Origin of the sequence: Burkholderia sp. PR2, assembly GCF_052372875.1 — a bacterium.
Classification (GTDB): domain Bacteria; phylum Pseudomonadota; class Gammaproteobacteria; order Burkholderiales; family Burkholderiaceae; genus Burkholderia; species Burkholderia diffusa.
In genome coordinates, this window is sequence record NZ_JBQRWH010000003.1 from 266,029 (window position 1) to 285,999 (window position 19,971).

A 19,971-nucleotide genomic window follows, 5' to 3' on the forward strand; every position below is an offset into this window, starting at 1 on the left:
CGAGTCAGCCGCCGACGAGCAATCTTCATGCGTCACAGAAACGGCGCCCACGCTCCATAACCACGAGGCAGTCGGCCACGATACGCTCGACCAACTCGGCACACGTCGGGATGTCACGAATAAGCCCAACCACCTGGCTTGCCCAGACGAGCCCACCGTCAACCTCGCCGCTCTCAAGCGCTGCGCGCCCCCGTGCTCCAGCAACCAGCGGCTGAATATCCATGAATTCGCACCCGCCCGGTCGCCGTTCCATCGCGACGACTTCATTCGAAATCGCGTTCTTCAGCACCCGGCCACTGTTGTGGAGTGTGCGGAAGATCAACTGAGTGTCTCGCTCGCTGGCCGCGACCAACGCTTCCTTGATAGTGCGGTGGATCGGCGCCTCCTCGGTGGCACAAAAGCGCGTACCCATGTTGACACCCTCTGCGCCTAGCATAAGTGCAGCGGCCAGGCCCCGACCGTCGGCAATCCCGCCCGACGCGATCAATGGTATCTTCACTTGGTCTGCGGCGGCTGCAAATAGCACGAAACCGCCCACGTCATCCTCGCCAGGGTGCCCCGCGCACTCAAATCCATCAATCGAGATGGCATCCACGCCGTTGCGCTCCGCGGACAACGCATGCCGTACCGACGTGCACTTGTGGACGATTTTCACGCCCGCCGCCTTGGCCTTCTCGATAAACGTCTTCGGATTATTGCCTGCCGTTTCCAGAACCTTCACACCGCTATCGATCGCCGCATCAAGATAGGCCTCGTAAGGCGGGGGATTGGACGACGGCAGAATCGTCAGGTTCACGCCGAATGGCTTGTCCGTCATTTCGCGGCAGCGCCGGATTTCGGCAGCAAGCGCCTCCGGGGACGGCTGAGTCAGGCTCGTCAACACGCCAAGGCCGCCGGCATTGGACACTGCGGAAGCGAGCTCGGCGCGTCCCACCCATTGCATGCCACCCTGAATGATCGGATAGCGAATCCCCAACAGTTCGGTAATTCTGGTCTTCATATCGTTCCTGCCTGTTCAAAAATGCCCGGCATTCATGTTCCGGGAACATGCTCCCTTCGCCACCGGAAATCGGATGCGCCGAAAGCTGTCTATCGCTGCATGTCAAGCGGCATGCCTATCGCCCTGCAAAGACCGCTGGCCGTTTACCGAAAAACGCTGAAATCGCCTCCTGAAAGTCCTCGGTCTCTGCGCTTGCCTTGAAGCCGTCTCGTTCAGCATCGAGGTGCGTCGCGAAATCATGGTCGAACGAGTCGCGCATCAACCGCTTCATCCGGCCGTATGCCAGCGTCGGCCCGGCCGCCAACTTGCGAGCAATCGCGAGTGTCTCTTCACCGAGCCTGTCTTCCGGTACAACGCGGTTGACAAGGCCAAGGCGCAATGCCTCTGCGGCGTCAAACGTCTGCGACAGCAATGCGATTTCCATCGCATGTCGCAAGCCGACCATCCGCGGCAGGCTCCACGAACCGGACACATCACAACTGGCCGCCACATTCGCGTAGGCAAGATTGAAGCGCGTTCCTTCCGCGGCCAACACAAGATCGCATGCCAGAGAAAGGCTCAAGCTGCCGCCTGTCACCGCACCGTGCACACTGGCGATGACGGGCGCATCAAGCGCAGCGAGTATCTTGATGCCGTCATGCATACAGCGGATGAGTTCCTCCGCTGCAGCCACCCCGCCGTCCCGCAGTGCCGTGAGATCACCGCCAACACCAAACGCGCGCCCTTCGCCACGGATGACGACCGCCCTGATGCCCTGATCGCTCGCCACCGCCTCGCAGACTGCGAGAAATGCAGCGGCGGTGGGAACGTCCAATGCGTTCATAGCACTCGCGCGGTTGAATACGATGCTCGCCACTGCGCCATCACGTGCAAGCACGACCCGTTCCGTTCCATAAGCATTCATGTCGTGCCCCCTATCTCGCCGCCATCCGGATCGCGCCGTCGAGCCGGATGACTTCACCGTTGAGCATCGGGTTCTCGACAATGGACTGCACGAGCTGCGCAAACTCGCTCGGACGACCCAGCCGCGAAGGGAAAGGCACCTGGGAACCCAGTGACGCCTGCACGTTCGGCGGGAGCCCCATCAGCATCGGCGTCTCGAAGATGCCCGGTGCGATCGTCATCACACGAATGCCGTGAACGGCGAGTTCCCGTGCGATAGGCAGTGTCATGCCGACCACGCCGGCCTTCGACGCCGAATATGCGGCCTGCCCGATCTGCCCATCAAATGCAGCGATCGATGCGGTACAGATCGCAACGCCGCGTTCGCCGCCGCCGTCCGGCTCGTTCTCGCGCATGGCCGACGCGGCAAGGCGGATCATGTTGAAGGTGCCAACCAGATTGATTTCAAGCGTGCGGACGAAGCTCGACAACGCGTGCGCCCCCTGCTTGCCCAGCACCTTCTCGCCCGGTGCGACGCCTGCACAGCAGATGACGCCGTGCAGGCCGCCGAACGCGGCGACCGATTGCGTCACCGCGTTCTGTACCGATGCCTCGTCAGTGACATCGGTACGTACGAACCGTACGTCACCGCCCAGCTCGGCGACGTGCGCATCGCCTGCCTCGCTGTTCAAATCCGCCAGGACGACATGACCGCCGTGAGCCAGGATCACCCGCGCGGTCGCAGCTCCCAGCCCGCTTGCTCCACCGCTGATCAGGAAAGTTTTGTCTTGAATTTTCATGTGAGATCTCCAGGCGGTCAGCCCGTATAGGTACGTCCAAAAATATTGCGCGCGATCACCCATTTCTGGATCTCGTTCGCGCCCTCGTAGATCTCGCCGATCTTCGCGTCGCGGTAGATCGATTCCAGAGGCATCAGCTCGGCCGTCGCAGACAGCTCGCGCACGAAGCCGTATGCGCCACACACCTGGATTGCGTCGCGCGCGACATCGACGGCCAGCCTGCTGCCGGTGAGCTTGGCCATCGCGGCCTCCACTTCGGCGCCGCCTTCCGCGTCGTAGCGGTAACCAGCCTTCTGATAGAGCGTGCGCGCCTGCTCAATGCTGACCGCGTGCTCGGCAAACAGGTACTGCCAGTGCTGCATCTTCGCGAGTTCCTGCCCGAACACCTTGCGCTTGCACATGTAGTCGACCGCAAAATCGAATGCCGCCTGCGCCATTGCAACACCGATCGCGCCGATCCCCATCCGCCCGAGCGCGAGCGCGCCCAACGCCACCCGCAGGCCACCGTTTTCCGCGCCAATCACGTGGTCGTCGGGAACGAATACGTTGTCGAACACCACGTCCGACGTCAGCTGCGCGTGATTGCCCATTTTGAGGTCCGGCCGGCCCACCGAAATCCCCGGCGCGCGCATGTCGGCCATCAGCATCGTCAGACCGTCGCCGGTACGGCACAGCACGAGGATCCAGTCCGCCACCGCCGAATTGGTGATCCAGCGCTTGCGGCCGATGATCCGCCAGCCACCCTCGACCTTCGTCGCGACCGTTTGCATCGACTTCACCGACAGATCGGTACTCGCCTCCGGCTCGCTCGTCGCAAACGAACCGACAAACTCGCCGCGGATCAGCGCCGGCAGATACTTATTGCGCACCGCAGCCGGAGCCTTTTCCAGCGTCTTACCCACCAGGATCGCCTGCCCGTCGTACAACGCCGACGCGAGACCCCGCGCGTAATAGCCGAGCTCCTCGAGCACGGTCAGCGTCGCGAGTGTCGGAAACTCCAGCCCGCGCCCGCCAACGTCGGCGGGATACGGAATCGCATAGAGTCCCGCGCGCGCCATCGCCTTGAACGGCTCCCACGGAAACGCCTCCCTGGATTCCGCCGAGGTGTTGAGTTCGTGTGCGACCGGACGAATGACGTCCTGCGCAAACTCACGAACTTCGCTGCGGATGCGGCGCGTCTCGTCGGGCAACCAGGTGTCGTGGAATAACGTATCCGCTCTGCGGACCGGCTGGATCATGGGACGTCTCCTGAAATAGTGAAATTCGCTCTTCACCGCGCGACGGCGTTACGTCAGGCTTGGACGTGGCTGCGGATGTCGCGAAGAGGTGCTTTCCGCTAAGTTAAAGAGTTCCCGCCAAACGCCCCCCATACTTTGGTGTTGTCCCAGGGCGGTCGGCCACGGCGATCCTTGGAACTGAGATGAGCCGGGTATACACCGGCGTCACAACATTCTTAAGGAGACGAAAAATGACCCATACGATGATTGATCGGCTAGCCGCAGCAGCGCAGCGCGCCCCGGATATGCCCTATTGCTCCTATGAAAATCGGGTCACGACGTTTGGGGAACTCTGGACGCGGTCGCGCCGCGTGGCGGGCGCATTGCGCCAAATGGGCATGCCGCACGGGCAACGGGTTGCCTATCTGGGCAAGAACACCGACCGTCTGTTGGAAATCATCTTCGGCGCAGCGATCGCCCGCAATACCTGCGTCGTGCTGAACTGGCGGCTCGCCATGCCCGAATGGCGAGACGTACTCGTCGACAGCGGCGCCACCGTGATTTGTGCGGATTTTGAATTCGTCGAGCAAGCGCGGCAGCTCGCCGATCAGGTCGGCGCGGTAACGCGGATTGTCTCGATCGATCTACCTGAGGTACCGGACGACGCCCGCGTCGTCGACTACGACACGATAGTCGACCGCGCCCCTACCCTTGAACCAGTAGGCATCGACCCGGATGACGATTTCCTGCAGCTCTACACGAGCGGCACCACTGGCAAACCCAAAGGCGTACCGCAGACGCACGCAATGCACCTGTCGCAGCTCACGCAATGGGAGTCTCGCCTCGGGCCGTTCCCGGCGGGTGACCGCTTCCTCGTGTTCATGCCGCTCTTTCACGCTGCCGGCATTACCTATCCGCTGTTTGCGCTCAACTACGGCACGCAGGTGGAGATTCACCGTGCGGCCGTGCCCGACAAGATCTTGGAAGCGCTCGCGTCGGGGCGCATCTCGTCAATGGTCGTGGTACCGACGATTCTCGCGACGCTGGTGCCCAAGCTGAAGCCCGGCGCATTTCCGGCGCTCAAGCGAGTGCATTACGGCGCGTCAGGCATCAGCCGTGAATTGTTGCAACAGACGATGGACGTGCTGGGCTGCGACCTGGTGCAGATCTATGGTGCGACTGAAACGACGGCCGCATTGACCATCCTCACGCCGGAGGATCACCGCCTCGACAACGGCGCGTTGTGGTCGTCGGCTGGCAAGCCCGGCGACGGCGCGCAACTGAAGATCGTCGGAGTCGACGACGGCCGCGAACTGACGCCGGGTCAGACCGGCGAAATCCTGATCAAGTCGAATTCGGTTTTGCACGGCTATTGGCGAAACGATGCGGCTACGCGCGAGGTCCTGTGCGACGGCTGGTATCGGACCGGGGACCTGGGTTATCTCGACGCCCGCGGCTACTGCTACGTGGTCGATCGCTTCAAGGACATGATCATTTCGGGCGGCGAGAACATCTACTCATCCGAGGTCGAGAACGTGCTCGCGCAACTCCCTGAACTAGCCGAATTCGCCGTAGTGGGCATGCCCGATCCACAGTGGGGCGAGATCGTCACCGCGTGCGTGACCTACAGGAACGACGCCGCTCCGTTGACGCTGGAAGAACTGCAATCGCGGTTGCGCACGAAACTCGCGGGCTACAAGGTTCCGCGCCGACTCGAGGTCTTCACCGCGCTGCCACGCAATCCGATGGGAAAGCTGCAAAAGCACACGTTGCGCGACGAGGTTCGGAAGCGGGCAACACAATCGGCCGCGGAGACGAGGCACTAAAGCGTTGCATGAGACCACCGCATCGGCAACAGTTCCTGAAGCCGGTGCAGCGCGCTGAACTTGCCCGAGTCACGCCCCGCCACCGTCGCGGCGCGGAACGACACGACCGGACAAAACTTCCCCACATCCGGCCGCAACACCCTTGCTACTAAAAGGAGTAACCGATGACCACCCGCAGCACGCGCCAAACGCTGGGCGACCTGTTGAGACGAACGAGCATGCGCTTTCCTCAAAAGCTCGCGATCCAATGTGGGATGACTGCATGGACATATCGTGAGTTCGACGAGATCTGTAACCGGCTCGCGACAGGGCTCGCGAACCATGGCATCGAAGTCGGGGACCGCGTTGCGATCGTCGCGCGGAATTCACACGCTTACGCTGCGCTGCGCTTCGCGCTTGCACGATTGGGCGCGGTGTTCGTGCCGATCAATTTCATGCTGTCAGCCGACGAAATTCACTACATCCTCGCCAATTGCGGTGCCCGGATGCTATGCGTCGACTCCGAGTTCGCGGAGAACGGCCGCATTGCGAGCGCCGGAACGGCTGTCACCGAGTACGTATGGCTGCCGGGCGAACTCAATAGCTCGCCCGCCGACGGGATGTCGACATTCGAGGAATTGCTGCAACCGGGCGTACTCCCGGAGCGTGAATTAGCGGGCGCGATGCCCGCGCAGATCATCTATACGAGCGGTACCGAATCGCGGCCCAAAGGCGCGGTCCTCACGCACGACGCGATCATCGCCGAGTATGTTTCCTGCCTCGCGGACATTGGCGTCACCGAAAACGACCGGATGCTGCACGCAATGCCGCTGTATCACTGTGCACAACTCGACGTCTTTCTCGGACCGTGCATTTACGCTGGGGCGTCGAATGTCATCACGAGCCGCCCAACCGCAAGCAACCTGCTCGGGCTCCTGTCCGCGCACCATATCAACTCGTTTTTCGCACCGCCGACTGTCTGGATTGCGCTACTTCGATCCGAACAGTTCGATGATGCCGATCTTTCGGTACTCAAGAAAGCCTACTACGGCGCATCGATCATGCCGGTTGAGGTTCTCAAGGAGATGCTGCGCCGCCTGCCCGGCGTGCGGCTCTGGAACCTTTACGGCCAAACGGAGATCGCACCGCTTGCCACGGTCCTGAAGCCGGATGACCAGCTACGCAAGGCCGGAGCGGCCGGGCGCCCCACGCTCAACGTAGAGACGCGTCTCATCGACGACGACATGCGGGACGTGAAGCCCGGCGAAGTCGGCGAAATAGTACACCGCTCGCCGCAACTGCTATCCTGCTACTACAACGATCCGGAACGCACTGCGGCAGCATTCCAGGATGGGTGGTTCCGCAGCGGTGACCTCGGCATCATGGATGATGAAGGCTACATCACGATCGTTGACCGCAAGAAAGACATGATCAAGACGGGAGGGGAAAATGTCTCGAGCCGAGAGGTCGAGGAAACGCTTTACGGCATTCAGGGCGTATCCGAAGTGGCCGTGATCGGTCTGCCCGATCCGAAATGGATCGAGGCCGTCACCGCAGTCGTGGTCCTTGTGCCTGGCAGCGGCCTGACCGAAGACATGCTGATTGCTGCCTGCGCAAGCCGGCTCGCGCATTTCAAGGTGCCGAAACGGATCATCGTCACGGAGAACCTCCCGAAAAATCCGAGCGGCAAGCTACTCAAGCGCGAATTGCGCTTGCGGTATACCGAATCATGACGTCGGAACTGGGCTCACTCAAATGCCCGCATGTACGGGCGAATACCAACATCCGCTGACCGCCGCATCGCACACCGCCCGGGAAATGGATGTTCGATCCGGGCGGCATGCTCGGCTCTAGACAGCGGCCAGCGGAATCGGCGTGATCCGGCGGGCCGCGAATGCCTGACCGCTTAGGTGATCTTCACGATCACCGATTTCGTTTCGAGATAATGGTCGAAGACCTGCTCGCCGTTCTCGCGCCCCCAACCTGACTGCTTGAATCCGCCAAACGGAATCGCCGGGTCCGGCGAGAGTTGCGTATTGACCCATACCGTTCCGGCGTCGATACGCTGAGCGAGACGGTGTGCCGCCGACAGGTCGCGCGTATAGATATGCGCGGCGAGACCGTATTCGCTGTCGTTGGCGAGCGAAGGCAGTTCGTCGAGGTCGTCATACGGGGTCGCCGTCAGCACCGGGCCGAAAATTTCCTCACGATAGGCGGGATTGTTTCGATCGCTTGTGAGCAGGATCGTCGGTTCGACGAAGTAGCCCTCGCGGGAAACGCGGCCCCCGCCCATCACGACCTCGGCCCCTGCCTGAACACCCGCGTCGACGCGACCAAGTACGCTGTCAAGCTGACGCTGGCTCACGACCGGTCCGAGCAGGGTTTCCGGATCGCTTCCCGCGCCGATCTTGAAGCTTCTCGCCACCTGCGACACGCCTTCGAGAATCTGATCCATCGCGTGGCGCGGTACGAACAACCGGGTGCCAGCGAAGCAGATCTGACCGGAGTTGAAGAACGCGGCTTGCGCCGCGCCTGGCACAGCCGTCGCGAAATCCGCGTCGGGCAGGATGATCGTTGGAGACTTGCCGCCAAGCTCGAGTGTCAGTCGCTTGAGATCGTGCGCGGCAGCGCCGATCAGACGCTTACCAGTAGCGGTCGAGCCGGTGAAGCTGACTTTCGCGACACCCGGATGCTCAACCAACGCCTGTCCAGTCCGACCGTCGCCGAGGACAACGTTGAACACACCGGGCGGGAATCCCGCTTCGTGCACAAGCTCGGCCAGCCGCAATGCCGAATAGGGCGTGGCCTCGGCCGGTTTCAGCACGACAGTACAACCCGCAGCAAGTGCCGGCGCGATCTTCCACACCGCGAGCACCAAAGGGTAATTCCACGGCACGATGGCGGCAACGACGCCCACTGGCTGGCGAAGGGTGTACGCATGATGCGAGCCTGTCGGTTGCAACGCGGGAGCGACCGACTTGCCACCAAGCTTCGAAGGCCAGCCGGCCATATAGCGCAGCCACATTGCGGCAAGCGGCACATCGACGGTACTCGCGAATGCAATCGGCTTGCCGTTGTCGAGCGCTTCGATCGCCGCAAGTTCGGCGGCGTTCGCATCGATTAGCTCGGCGAGCCGGTGCATCAACCGTTCACGGCCCAGTGGCGGCAGGTCGCGCCATGCCGGCGCGGCGAACGCAGCCTGGGCGGCCTGGACGGCCTGATCCACTGTTGCTGCCGTGCTGCAAGGTATGTCGCCGAGCACGGCTTCGGTGGCGGGGTCGTAAACCGGCAAACGCTCGGCGGCAGCGTCGTCGAGCCACGTCCCGCCGAGGTAGTTGCGGCCGCCAGGAAGTCTTACGTGCGGGATGAGACTGGGTGATTTCATGATCGGTATTTCCCTTTACAGAACACATTCGGAAATGCAATCGCCGCTTCCAGACTAGGTTTCACGGGTTGTGCGCAATACAGGTTGCGCTCACTCCATCAAAACAGTGGCTCGGGCGCTTGGCGCTGTTCCTCGATCACCCGGATACGTATGTTTTGAACGGTCGAAGAAGAACCATATCTGCCTATTGAGACGATTGCGTCAAACTGAAGGGTGGTGCACGTCAGAAGCGGTAGCTCACGCCCACGTGCGCGATAATCGGATCAAGCCGAATGTCGAGATGAGCAGGGGGCCCACCCAACGCCGGAATCGAACCGCTCCCAGATGTCTTGACGAAGATTTTGCGTACGTCCGCGAAGACCGACCATCGCTTGTTGATCGGCACGTCGAAGCCCGCCTCGATCACGGCGCCCCACGCACTATGCACTTTCAGGTTGGCCACGTCGCCGTCGCTGGTGCTGATGACCCACGTGTAATTGACGCCTGCGCCAACATACGGCCGGAACGGCCCCCAGTTGCCAAGTCCATACGTGAGAGACAATACGGCCGGCGCATACGTCACCTTGCCGAGATTGCCGGTCAACGGCGGCACGAAATTCCTGAGTGATCCCTCCGCCGACAGCCTCGTGGTCGGCGGTACGCCGAATGCGAAACGGGCCGTCCAGCTCGGCGTGATCGAATAGCCGATTTCCGCCCCGAACGAACCGTTGTTTTGCACTCCGATGTCTGCACCCGGCGCTGGTTGTCCGGCGAGCGTCGCCTGGGTATGGCTGTTGAAGAACACGCCTACCGGGCCGACACGCACGGTCCATGGCGATGTCTGCGCTATCGCGCTCGAGCTCGATATGAGCACAGCGGCAAAAAAAATAGGGATTGGGGTGGTGAATCGCATCGGGATGTCTCCATCTTGACTAGTTATAAGGCGCCACGAGGGGCGCAATTCAATCTTCGTCATCCGGCTTCGAACGTGCACACAACCTAAGTATGGTTTGGCAATCCATCCACGTTGCGTCGTGAATACTTCGAAAAACGATCCGATTCGGGAAACGCAAATGAAAAAAGCATCACGCCATCGCCCTACGACCTGAGAAGGCCCGGGGGCGATGGCGCAATGCGCGTTGAAAACAGGAAGTCAGGCGTTCAGTGGCGCATGAACGCTCCATCGATTGCAATCAATAGCGCTCGACCGCAATCGCCGTTGCTTCACCGCCGCCGATGCAAAGCGACGCCAAGCCTCGTTTCAGCCCCTGGCGGCGCAACGCATGCAGCAGAGTGACCAGAATGCGCGCGCCGCTCGCGCCGATCGGATGACCTAGTGCGCATGCGCCGCCATTGAAGTTCATCTTCTCGTGCGCGACGCCGAGTTCCGACATGACGACCATCGGCACCACGGCAAATGCCTCATTGACTTCGTAGAGGTCGACATCGTCACTCTTCCACCCCGCTTGCGCGAGCGCCTTCTGGATCGCCCCAACCGGTGCCGTCGTGAACCATGCGGGTTCCTGCGCATGCATCGCTTGCGCCGTCACACGCGCAAGCGGCTCGACGCCGAGGCGGTTCGCGGTACGCTCGCGCATTAGTAGCAGTGCGGCCGCGCCATCGTTGATCGACGAGCTGCTCGCAGCCGTGATCGTGCCGTTCGGATCGAACGCCGGACGAAGCCTCGGAATCTTGTCGACGTTGATCTTTCCGGGTCCCTCGTCGACCGAAATCGTCTGCGTACCGACGCGCTCCTCGACATCGACGGGCACAATCTCGTCGTCGAATGCCCCCGTCTGGATAGCACGCCGTGCGCGTTCCACCGAAGCAATCGCAAATGCGTCTTGCGCGTCGCGCGTGTAGCCATATCGGGCGGCGCACTGCTCACCGAAGGTGCCCATGCTGCGCCCCGCCTCATAGGCGTCTTCCAGACCATCGAGCATCATGTGGTCAACGGTACGCGCATGTCCCATCCTGTAGCCGCCGCGCGCCTGCTGAAGCAGATACGGTGCGCGACTCATGCTTTCCATGCCGCCCGCCACCACGATCTCGGCGCTTCCGGCCAACAATGCATCGTTACCGATCATCACGGCTTTCATGCCAGAGCCACACACCTTGCCCACGGTCGTGCATGGTGTCGACTTGGACAGGCCCCCGCCGATCGCCGCCTGCCTTGCAGGCGCCTGGCCGAGACCAGCTGTCAGCACGCAACCCATCAGCACTTCGGACACCGCGTCGGGCGACACGCCCGAGCGCTCGAGCGCAGCGGCGATCGCAACGCTGCCGAGTTGAGGTGCCGACATCGCCTTCAGCGCCCCCTGAAACGCACCCATCGGCGTACGAACGGCACTGACAATCACGACTGGATCATTTTTCATTCGATATCCTTATTGACCAAGATGGATCTTCACATCAAAGGCACCGATCCTTTAGACTTTCACGACGCTATACAGCAGCGCCAAGCCCGCGATGCCGATTCCGCCATGCAGCAACACCACCGATAACGGTGCTTTCGATCTGTACAGCACGCGCAATAGAACCAGCCCCCCAATGAAGCCCAAGAGCAGCACGCCAAATGCCCACCACGCGCGTACCGGCGTCGCCGCCTCGCCATGCAAATTCATCGCGAACAGTGCAATAAGTGCCGCTAGCCCCGCAAGACCGTGGGCATTTCGGAGCCAAGGCGGCACCCACCGTCCTATTACCACACGAAACGCCATCAGCAGCCCGCCACATGCGACCGCGCCAAATGCCACCGCCAGCCATTGCTGTGCACTCATTCGGGTTTATCCTCCTGTTATGGTGCAGTACGCACACGAACCCATCGCACGTACCGCATCCGACAAAAATTCCAGCTTGTGCGTTTCGGCGTCAGCGGTGGCCCGCCGTCAAGCTGCGACCGACAATGACACGCTGGATGTCCGACGTTCCCTCATAAATCTGGCACACTCGTACGTCCCGATAGATGCGCTCGACCGGAAAATCCTCGACATATCCATACCCGCCGAGCGTCTGCAACGCGATCGAGCAGACCCTCTCGGCGGTCTCGGACGCAAACAGCTTCGCCATGCAGGCCTGCTCCAGGCTCGCTCGACCACTATCCTTGAGACAGGCCGCTGAAAGCACGAGCTGTCGCGCGGCCTCAAGTCGAGCCTTGGCATCGACGAGGCGGAAATTCAAGGCTTGGTGGTTGAGGAGAATCTTGCCGAACGCACTACGCTCGCTCGCATATGTGATCGCGTGATCGAGTGCGGCCTGCGCCATCCCGACGCTTTGCGCCGCAATCCCGATTCGGCCCGCTTCGAGGCTCGACAGCGCGATCCGGTAACCTTCACCCACACCGCCGATCAATGCCTCTTCGGGCACTTCGAGATCGTCGAAATTCAGGCTGCAGGTATCGCTCGCCTTTTGCCCCAGCTTCGCCTCGATCTTGCTGACCGAATAGCCCGGCGTGTCTGTCGGCACGAGGAATGCGCTGATGCCATGTTTCGGATCATCCGGATTTGTCACCGCGAATACGATCACATAGCGGCCGATCTTGCCGCTCGTGATGAATTGCTTGCTGCCATTGATCACGAAACGCGACCCGACGCGGCGCGCGCGCGTGCGGATCGCGCTCGCGTCGGAACCGGCGTGACTTTCCGTCAGCGCGAACGCGCCGATGAATTCGCCCCGCGCGGCCGGCCTCAAGACCTCGTGTTTCTGCCTGTCCGAACCATAGCGTTCGAGAATCGCGCAGAATGGCGCGTTATGCACGCTCATCACGGTCGAAACCGCGCCGTCGCCTTCGGCAACCGCCATCAGCGCGAGCGCGTAGCCCACGTAGTCGGATCCCGCGCCGTCATAGTCGGGCGACACCGTCATGCCGAGCAGGCCCAGTTCGCCCATCGCCTTGAACACGTCCGGTTCGATCGTCTTTTCGTGCTCGCGACGCGCGGCACCCGGCGCGAGTTGTTCGCGGGAGAATCGGCGTACCGACTCATAGATCAATTCATGCTGCTCGTCCATCGTCATACTGCGGTATAGCCACCGTCGACCGTGAATTCCGCTCCGGTCATCTGCTTCGACATGTCCGAGCACAGGAACAGGATCGCGTTCGCGATGTCCTCCGGTTCAGTCAGACGGCCATTCGGGATCAGACCGAGCACGTGCGCCGCGGCCTGCTCCGGCGATGCGAAGAGCCCTTCCTTCAGCAACTCCTGGAGCCCATTCGCCAGGAGCGGCGTATTGCCGGGTCCTGGATGCACCGAGTTGACGCGCACGCCACTGCCCGTCCGCGCGAATTCGGCGGCCATCGACTTGGTCAGCACCGTAATCGCCCCTTTGGTCGCCGAGTACGCGGCCTGCGCGACCGCCGCCACCTGACCGAACACTGACGATACGTTGACGATCGATGCACCACCGTGTGCCTTCGCGGTTCGCTCGAGCAGCGGATACGCAACCTGGCTTCCGATCCACACACTTTCGAGATTGATCGCCAGCAACTGCCGTAACTCAGTCACGCTCGTGCGCAGAAAAGGCTTCGTCAGCATCTTGCCTGCGTTGTTGACGAGGCCGTCGAGGCGCTCGCCCGCCTGCTCCGCTACCGCGGTGATGACACGCTGCCAGTCCTCCTCCGACGTCACGTCATGCGAATGGCTCCATGCCTTCGTGCCGATATGCGCGCATTTGCTCGCCGTTTCCGCTGCGCCAGCACGATCGACGTCGGTCGCGACCACCCACGCGCCAACCTTCGCGAGTTCCTCGCATGTGCGCCGGCCGAAACCGCCCGCTGCTCCCGTCACGAGGATGACCTTGTCCTTCAGAATCAGATTGCTCATGTCTCACCCATTGTTGTAGGCCGAAGCCAATATTTGGATCGATGGCATCCGATCGGCGCATGATTGCGCCGATTAGCCGTCGATGTGCTTCTGCGCACTTCCGCACCGGCCGATGCGTACGGATTTGCGTGACGCCTGCTGGTCAGCCGTGCGCAGGCGACCGGCAGCTTCATTGTTATGCCCGGTGAAAGCGGTAGCCGGTGCGGGCTACGTCGGCGAGTTGCACCGGCGGCGTGAAGCGTGGACCGAGCTCGGCAACGAGTTCGTGGCAGCGAGCGACGAAACGGTCGATGCCGATATCGTCGATTGTCGACGCAGGACCGCCGAGATAGCTCGGGAATGCCCAGCCGAGAATGGCGCCAAGGTCCATTTCGCCAGCGTCCCCGATCACGCCATTGGCCCAGCATCGCGACGCTTCGAGCAATTGGGCGTACAGCAGGCGCTCCTTGATCGCGACTTGCTCCGGCTGGCGGACCTCCGGCAATGAGTCCGCCAACGAAATGAGCAGCGGCAAATCGAGATGCTTCGAAGCCCCCTCGGGATATGCGAAAAAGCCCGCGCCACGCTTGCGGCCGAACCGCTTGGACTCGACGAGCGTGTCGATCAGTGCGTTGACGCGCTCGTGACGGTCATCGGCCCAAGTACCCTCTTCGTTACTACGGAAGAAGTGCGCGATGTGATGCAGCACGTCCAACCCGACTTCGTCGGCGAGCGCTAGCGGCCCCACTGGCATGCCGAGCGCGACTCCGGCGTTCTCGATTCGCACCGGATCCACACCGTCGGCGAACAGGCGAATCCCCTCGCGGATATAAGCATCGACGCAACGTGTCGTGTAGAACCCATAGCCGTCGTTCACGACGATTGGCGTCTTGCGGATCTGGCGGATGTAGTCGAGCGAACGCGCCAACGTTTCGGCCGACGTCTTCGCGCCCACGATCACTTCGACGAGCGCCATCCGCGGAACGGGCGAGAAGAAATGCAGGCCGATGAGGTTTTCGGGCCGCTTGCACCCTTCGGCGAGTCCGTCGATCGGCAGCGCCGACGTGTTCGTCGCGAAGATCGCGTTTGAGCCCAGAACCGCCTCTGCCTGTGCGATGACCTGTTTCTTCACGTCGACATCTTCGATGACCGCCTCGATCACGAGATCACAGTCTTCGAATGCCTCATAACTGCTGGCGGTAACGATGCGCGCAAGCAATGCGTCGCGCGCATCGGCCGAGAGCCGGCCTTTGTCGACATCCGTCTGCAACGATGCCGCAATCCCGGCCCGGCCGGCGTCCGCAATCTCCTGAGAGCGGTCGAGCAGCACCACGTCGATGCCTGCTTGCGCCGACACCTGCGCAATTCCCGCGCCCATGAAGCCCGAACCGAGAATCCCCAGCTTGCGCACGCGCGTTGCAGGCACATCGGCCGGGCGGCGACCAAGCTTATCGGCCGTCTGCTTCGCGAAGAACATCGTACGGATCAGATTCTGCGCCGGACGGCCTTGGACCAGCGTCGCGAACAACTTCTGCTCAAGCGCGAGCGCCTTGTCGATCGGCAGCTTTGTGCCTTCGTACACCGCGCGCAGGATCGCGTGCGGCGCCGGATAATTGCCGCGTGTGCGCGCATGCGCGGCCGCATTCGCGGCCGCCCACGCCGCCGAGTTGGCGGGCGTGTACGAGTCGCCGCCAGGGATGCGGTAGCCTTTGCGATCCCACGGGGCAACCGGGTCCACCTTGCCGTCGCGCAGTGCTTGACGTGCCGCATCGAGCAGATGGTCCGGCGGCACGACTTCGTCCACCACGCCAGCTTGCTGAGCCGCGGCGGCGCTCAAGTCGCGGCCGTCGACGAGGAGCGCAAGGCTCTTCGCAACGCCGATGAGGCGCGGCAGCCGCTGCGTTCCTCCCGCACCAGGCAGCAGGCCAAGCTTCACCTCGGGCAAGCCGAGCTTCGCGGACGGCACGTCGGCAACCACACGGTAATGAGTGGCGAGCAACAATTCGAGGCCGCCGCCGAGCGCCGTTCCGGGCGCTGCGCCGACGACCGGCTTGCCCGCCGTCTCGATGTGCCGGAACAGATCACCGTAAAGCGCAATTCGCCGTGCCGCTTCGTTCGAATCGACGCCTGGCGCCGCAAACTCGGCCATTTGCGCGAGGTCGGCGCCGGCGACGAAGCTCGCCTTGCCGCTCGTTATGACGATGCCGTCGACCGTGTCGTCGGCAATCACTGCATCGAATGCGGTTCGCAATTCGGCTGCCAGCCCCTGCGTCAGCACGTTCATCGAGCGCTCGGGCATGTCGATGGTAAGAACGGCGATGCGCTCGCCAATAGTCGTTGTGATCATGATGTCTGCACTTGAATAAGGTCGATAACGCGCGTCAGACGCGCTCGATGATCGTCGCCACGCCCATTCCGGCACCGATGCAAAGCGTCGCGAGCGCGGTCGAGGCTCCGGTACGTTCGAGTTCGTCCAGCGCGGTGCCAAGGATGATCGCGCCCGTCGCGCCCAGCGGATGGCCCATCGCAATCGCTCCGCCGTTGACGTTGACGCGTGCCTCATCGATTCCTAGCGCATCGATGAAGCGAATCGGCACTGCCGCGAATGCCTCGTTGATCTCGAACAGGTCGATGTCCTTCGCCTGCATGCCGGCGCGCTTGAGCGCCTTTTCCGCCGCGAACGACGGGGCGGTCAACATGATGGTCGGTTCCGAGCCGATCTCGGCGAACGCGCGGATCCGTGCCCGCGGCTTGAAGCCCGCGGCCTCGCCGGCCTCGCGGGTGCCCAACAGCATCGCGCACGCACCATCCACGATCGCCGACGAATTACCCGCGTGGTGGCGGTGTTCGACGCGCTCGATCTCCGGATAGCGTGCGATCGCGAGGGCGTCGAACCCCGCCTTCGCGCCGAGATCAGCGAACGAAGGCTTCAGGCTAGCGAGCGCTTCGACCGAACTCGTCGGCCGCACCATTTCGTCATGCGCGAGCAACACGTTGCCGAGCACATCGCGAACGGGCACGATCGAGCGCGAAAAACGCCCTTCGGCCCACGCACGTGCGGCGCGCTGGTGGCTGCGTACCGCGAACTGGTCAAGCTGTTCACGGCTGTAATGCCACTTGCTCGCCATCAGGTCCGCACTGATGCCCTGAGGGATGAAGTGCGTGACGAAGGCGATATGCGGATCGACGCTCCACGCACCGCCGTCCGAAAGAATCGGCACTCGCGACATCGCCTCGCAACCGCCCGCCACGACGAAGTCGGCCCCGCCTGCAGCGATCTTGCCCGCCGCCATGTTGACGCTCTCCAACCCCGACCCGCAAAAACGGTTGACCTGCACGCCCGCGGTCTCCTCGGCATAGCCGGCCGCCAGCGCCGCGACGCGCGGCAAGCATTGGCCCTGCTCGCCCACCGGGCTGACGATGCCGAAAATGACATCGTCGACGCGGCGTGTATCGAGCCCACTTCGATCACGCAGGCCGGAGAGAACCGTGCTCGCGAGGTGAACGGCGGTCGCCTCGTGCAGCGAGCCATCCGGCTTGCCGCGTCCACGCGGTGTACGGACATGGTCGTAAATATAGACAGTCGACATTTGAGTTCCTATGCACGTCTGCGGCGCTCGCAAAACCGGCCGCAGAAAATTACGGTGAGTGATTCGCCCGGGCGAAACAGGATCAGATTCCCGAGGGTTCGAATTTGTCTGCGTGAATGCGATCGGCATCGACGTTGAACCCGCGCAGGCGCTTCTCGACCGCTTCGACCATCGGTAGTGCGCCGCACACGAATGCCGACAAAGAGCCAAAGTCGACGCCCAGTTGATCGTTGAGCGCCGCCGTGACGAGTCCTCGCAGGCCTTGCCACGCGCTGCCGTCAGGTTCGTGCGACAGGATCGGCACGATTCGCACGCGCTCGGCGCCGCCGATCTCCTTGAGCCGTTCAAGCCGGTCCATCGCGAACAGATCGGATGCCGTTCGCACGCCGAAGACGATCGTGACGGGGTGATCCGGGTAGCGTTTCAGGCGATCCTCGGCAATCGACAGGATCGGCGCTATGCCGGTGCCGCCCGCAATGCACAGCGACTCGCGCGGCGTATCGTCGATGCCCATCTGGCCGAACGGCCCTTCGAGCCAGATCCTGACGCCGCGCCGGTCCTTTGCCGCGAGCCATTCGGAGAAGCGGCCGCCCGGCAAGCGCTTGATCAGGAAGCCGACCTCGTCGTTGCCTGCGCCGCCCGACGGCGCGTCGTAGAACGAGAACGAGCGCCGCACGAACGACCCCGCCACCGCGAGCGCGGCGTACTGGCCAGCCTCGAACACGAGCGGCGCCTCGAGCCTGATACGCAGATCGACAACCCCGCCGGGCAGCGATGTCCAGCCGCTGACCGTGCCGGGCACCGATCGAGGCAGCACGACCTGATGATCGACCAGGTCGACATCGATCACCAGATCGCTGCGCACCTTCGCCTGACACGCCAGGATGTAGCCGTCGCGCAGCTCCTCATTGGTGAGCGGCGACAGCGCGAAGTCGACAAGCGGGCTGATCTTGCCCGACACGAGCCGCGTCTTGCAGCGTCCGCAGGTGCCCACGCGGCAGTTGTGGGGATAGTTGATGCCCTGCTCGAGCGCCGACATCAGCAACAAGTCGCCGCGGTTGACGTCAAATCCGTCGGCGCCGCTGCTTAGCGTGATGCGGCAATGCCGGGCGCCAGATCGGCCGGCGATGGCGTCAGTCGATTCAGGTTCGACGGCAAGAGTTTCATTGCACATGGTGTCCTTCCGCATTTGTATCGAGCCTCACTCAGACGGCATACGCATAGCGAACCCGCGCGGCGTCGGGATGCTCATTGAGTTCCTCCCACCCGGCTCGAACGTTCTCGGCCTCGGCGATCTCGCGCTCCTGCGGGCTCGCGTAACGACGATCCCAGTCACGCAGCAGCGGCTTGATCATCCGGAACCAGAGCGGCGGAACGAACGCAAGCAGCAGGCACATCAGGAACTGCGGCTGTTTCGGCCCGTCACGATCCGGCACCAGCTCGTAGAACGGCCGATAGCCATCTTCGTGGTGTCCCCGGTGATTGGTGATCTCGAGCGCGAAGATCCGAACGAACGGCGTGAGATGGTTCCACGTCTGATGCGCCTCGAAGCGGCCCGGCTTGGCGGTCACGAGGCCGTAGTGCTGCGTGTAGTTGAACACTTCAAGGAACGTGCGCGGCCCGAGCAGGCAGACCGCGACCGACGCAGCGGCCCCGGACCAGCCGCCGACTGCATACAGCGCGGCGACGAATCCGACGAGCAGCGCGACCCGATACACCCACGCATTTCGCGGATCCCACCAGCCGCGGTTGCGCTTCGTCCACATCAGCTTTTCGAGGTGGTACGACTCGACGATCTGGCCATAAAACGTGCGTACCAGGTGGCCGTACAGGCCATCGCCACGGCGTGCATAGTCAGGATCCGCTGGCGTCACGGTGCGCACGTGGTGCGTGACCACGTGCGTGATCTCGCGCCACGGGTCGAAGATCAGCACCATGCCGAACCGACCGAACCAGCGCAGAAACGCGTTCTCGCGATGGAACAGTTCGTGGAGCGCGGGCGCCGACAACACGAACTGGATGAACAGCATCGTCACGAACGCGCCGATCCGCGCCGACGCGCCGACGAAATGCCCGGCGCCGACAAGGTGCGCGTAAAAGAAAGCAAGACCGAAGCCGAGACCGAGCTGGATCACGATGATCGTGTCGTAAAGCCACGGGAAACGGGCATCGCGGACCGACAGGTCCGGTTCGAGAAAGGCATCGAGGAACAGGAGCGCGAAGAGTACTCCGGTCCCCATCCATACGTAATTCCCGCCGAGCCACAGACCGTATGCCGCCACAGCCAGCAATACAGAATTCAGGGTGTACTTCAGGTAGTCGAACATGACATCCTCCATGTTGGTCTGAACGAGAGTCTTCGCGCTCTGAAGACAAGTGTGATCGACATGGAACCTGAAGAACCCAACCGTTAGTCGGGGCGCTTCGGGTGCTGCACCGCACACGAAACCCGAGTGCGGTACAGCCGGATGGCGGAATCGGCCGGCACCCGGACGGACGTCCATCGTCAGGTGC

General features: G+C 62.5%; 16 protein-coding genes. 2 read left to right on the forward strand and 14 right to left on the reverse strand.

The genetic code is table 11. The features are described from left to right. Positions 1 to 25: 25 nt before the first annotated feature. The 4 genes from ACT2FV_RS16930 to ACT2FV_RS16945 form a co-directional block, all read right to left on the reverse strand. Positions 26 to 1,000 carry an NAD(P)H-dependent flavin oxidoreductase gene (locus tag ACT2FV_RS16930; RefSeq protein ID WP_444504460.1) on the reverse strand — a complete coding sequence of 325 codons (975 nt, stop codon included), beginning with the start codon at positions 998 to 1,000 and terminating at the stop codon, positions 26 to 28. A 115-nt stretch (positions 1,001 to 1,115) separates the two neighbouring features. Continuing rightward, positions 1,116 to 1,904 (reverse strand): enoyl-CoA hydratase/isomerase family protein, encoded by a 789-nt coding sequence (locus ACT2FV_RS16935; RefSeq protein WP_444504461.1) that lies wholly within the window; start codon positions 1,902 to 1,904, stop codon positions 1,116 to 1,118. Between the two features lie 10 nt (positions 1,905 to 1,914). Beyond that, a complete protein-coding gene (locus ACT2FV_RS16940) occupies positions 1,915 to 2,682 on the reverse strand; it encodes a 3-hydroxyacyl-CoA dehydrogenase (protein ID WP_444504462.1) in 768 nt (255 codons plus the stop codon). A 17-nt stretch (positions 2,683 to 2,699) separates the two neighbouring features. Then, positions 2,700 to 3,920 (reverse strand): acyl-CoA dehydrogenase family protein, encoded by a 1,221-nt coding sequence (locus ACT2FV_RS16945; protein WP_444504463.1) that lies wholly within the window; start codon positions 3,918 to 3,920, stop codon positions 2,700 to 2,702. Positions 3,921 to 4,150: 230 nt separating this feature from the next. Between ACT2FV_RS16945 and ACT2FV_RS16950 the strand changes: the two genes are divergently transcribed. Together ACT2FV_RS16950 and ACT2FV_RS16955 are read left to right on the forward strand one after the other, a co-directional pair. After that, positions 4,151 to 5,725 (forward strand): AMP-binding protein, encoded by a 1,575-nt coding sequence (locus ACT2FV_RS16950; RefSeq protein ID WP_444504464.1) that lies wholly within the window; start codon positions 4,151 to 4,153, stop codon positions 5,723 to 5,725. 164 nt (positions 5,726 to 5,889) lie between these two features. Continuing rightward, the gene (locus ACT2FV_RS16955) at positions 5,890 to 7,437 is read left to right on the forward strand and encodes an acyl-CoA synthetase (RefSeq protein ID WP_444504465.1); all 1,548 of its coding nucleotides are present in this window, start codon (positions 5,890 to 5,892) and stop codon (positions 7,435 to 7,437) included. Positions 7,438 to 7,610: 173 nt separating this feature from the next. Here ACT2FV_RS16955 and ACT2FV_RS16960 read toward each other — a convergent pair whose 3' ends face one another. The 10 genes from ACT2FV_RS16960 to ACT2FV_RS17005 all read right to left on the reverse strand — a co-directional run bounded on the left by ACT2FV_RS16960 (position 7,611) and on the right by ACT2FV_RS17005 (position 19,784). Then, positions 7,611 to 9,089: an aldehyde dehydrogenase family protein gene (locus tag ACT2FV_RS16960; protein ID WP_444504466.1), complete on the reverse strand. Its 1,479-nt coding sequence runs from the start codon at positions 9,087 to 9,089 to the stop codon at positions 7,611 to 7,613. A 223-nt stretch (positions 9,090 to 9,312) separates the two neighbouring features. Further along, positions 9,313 to 9,981, reverse strand: a complete 669-nt coding sequence (locus ACT2FV_RS16965) for an OmpW/AlkL family protein (protein ID WP_444504467.1) — start codon at positions 9,979 to 9,981, stop codon at positions 9,313 to 9,315. 280 nt (positions 9,982 to 10,261) lie between these two features. Beyond that, on the reverse strand, positions 10,262 to 11,446 hold the full coding sequence (locus ACT2FV_RS16970; RefSeq protein WP_444504468.1) for an acetyl-CoA C-acyltransferase: 1,185 nt from the start codon (positions 11,444 to 11,446) through the stop codon (positions 10,262 to 10,264). A gap of 51 nt (positions 11,447 to 11,497) precedes the next feature. Next, positions 11,498 to 11,848, reverse strand: a complete 351-nt coding sequence (locus ACT2FV_RS16975; RefSeq protein ID WP_444504469.1) for a hypothetical protein — start codon at positions 11,846 to 11,848, stop codon at positions 11,498 to 11,500. Between the two features lie 91 nt (positions 11,849 to 11,939). Continuing rightward, entirely contained in the window at positions 11,940 to 13,082 is a 1,143-nt protein-coding gene (locus ACT2FV_RS16980) for an acyl-CoA dehydrogenase family protein (RefSeq protein WP_444504470.1), read from the reverse strand. After that, positions 13,079 to 13,888 carry an SDR family NAD(P)-dependent oxidoreductase gene (locus tag ACT2FV_RS16985; protein ID WP_444504471.1) on the reverse strand — a complete coding sequence of 270 codons (810 nt, stop codon included), beginning with the start codon at positions 13,886 to 13,888 and terminating at the stop codon, positions 13,079 to 13,081. Before ACT2FV_RS16985 ends, ACT2FV_RS16980 begins: the two co-directional genes overlap by 4 nt. A gap of 175 nt (positions 13,889 to 14,063) precedes the next feature. Beyond that, positions 14,064 to 16,214: a 3-hydroxyacyl-CoA dehydrogenase NAD-binding domain-containing protein gene (locus ACT2FV_RS16990; RefSeq protein ID WP_444504472.1), complete on the reverse strand. Its 2,151-nt coding sequence runs from the start codon at positions 16,212 to 16,214 to the stop codon at positions 14,064 to 14,066. Positions 16,215 to 16,248: 34 nt separating this feature from the next. Then, complete coding sequence (locus tag ACT2FV_RS16995; RefSeq protein ID WP_444504506.1) at positions 16,249 to 17,457, reverse strand: acetyl-CoA C-acetyltransferase; 1,209 nt, start codon at positions 17,455 to 17,457, stop codon at positions 16,249 to 16,251. An 82-nt stretch (positions 17,458 to 17,539) separates the two neighbouring features. Next, entirely contained in the window at positions 17,540 to 18,646 is a 1,107-nt protein-coding gene (locus ACT2FV_RS17000; RefSeq protein WP_444504473.1) for a 2Fe-2S iron-sulfur cluster-binding protein, read from the reverse strand. A gap of 16 nt (positions 18,647 to 18,662) precedes the next feature. After that, positions 18,663 to 19,784 (reverse strand): fatty acid desaturase, encoded by a 1,122-nt coding sequence (locus tag ACT2FV_RS17005; RefSeq protein ID WP_444504474.1) that lies wholly within the window; start codon positions 19,782 to 19,784, stop codon positions 18,663 to 18,665. Positions 19,785 to 19,971 lie beyond the last annotated feature (187 nt).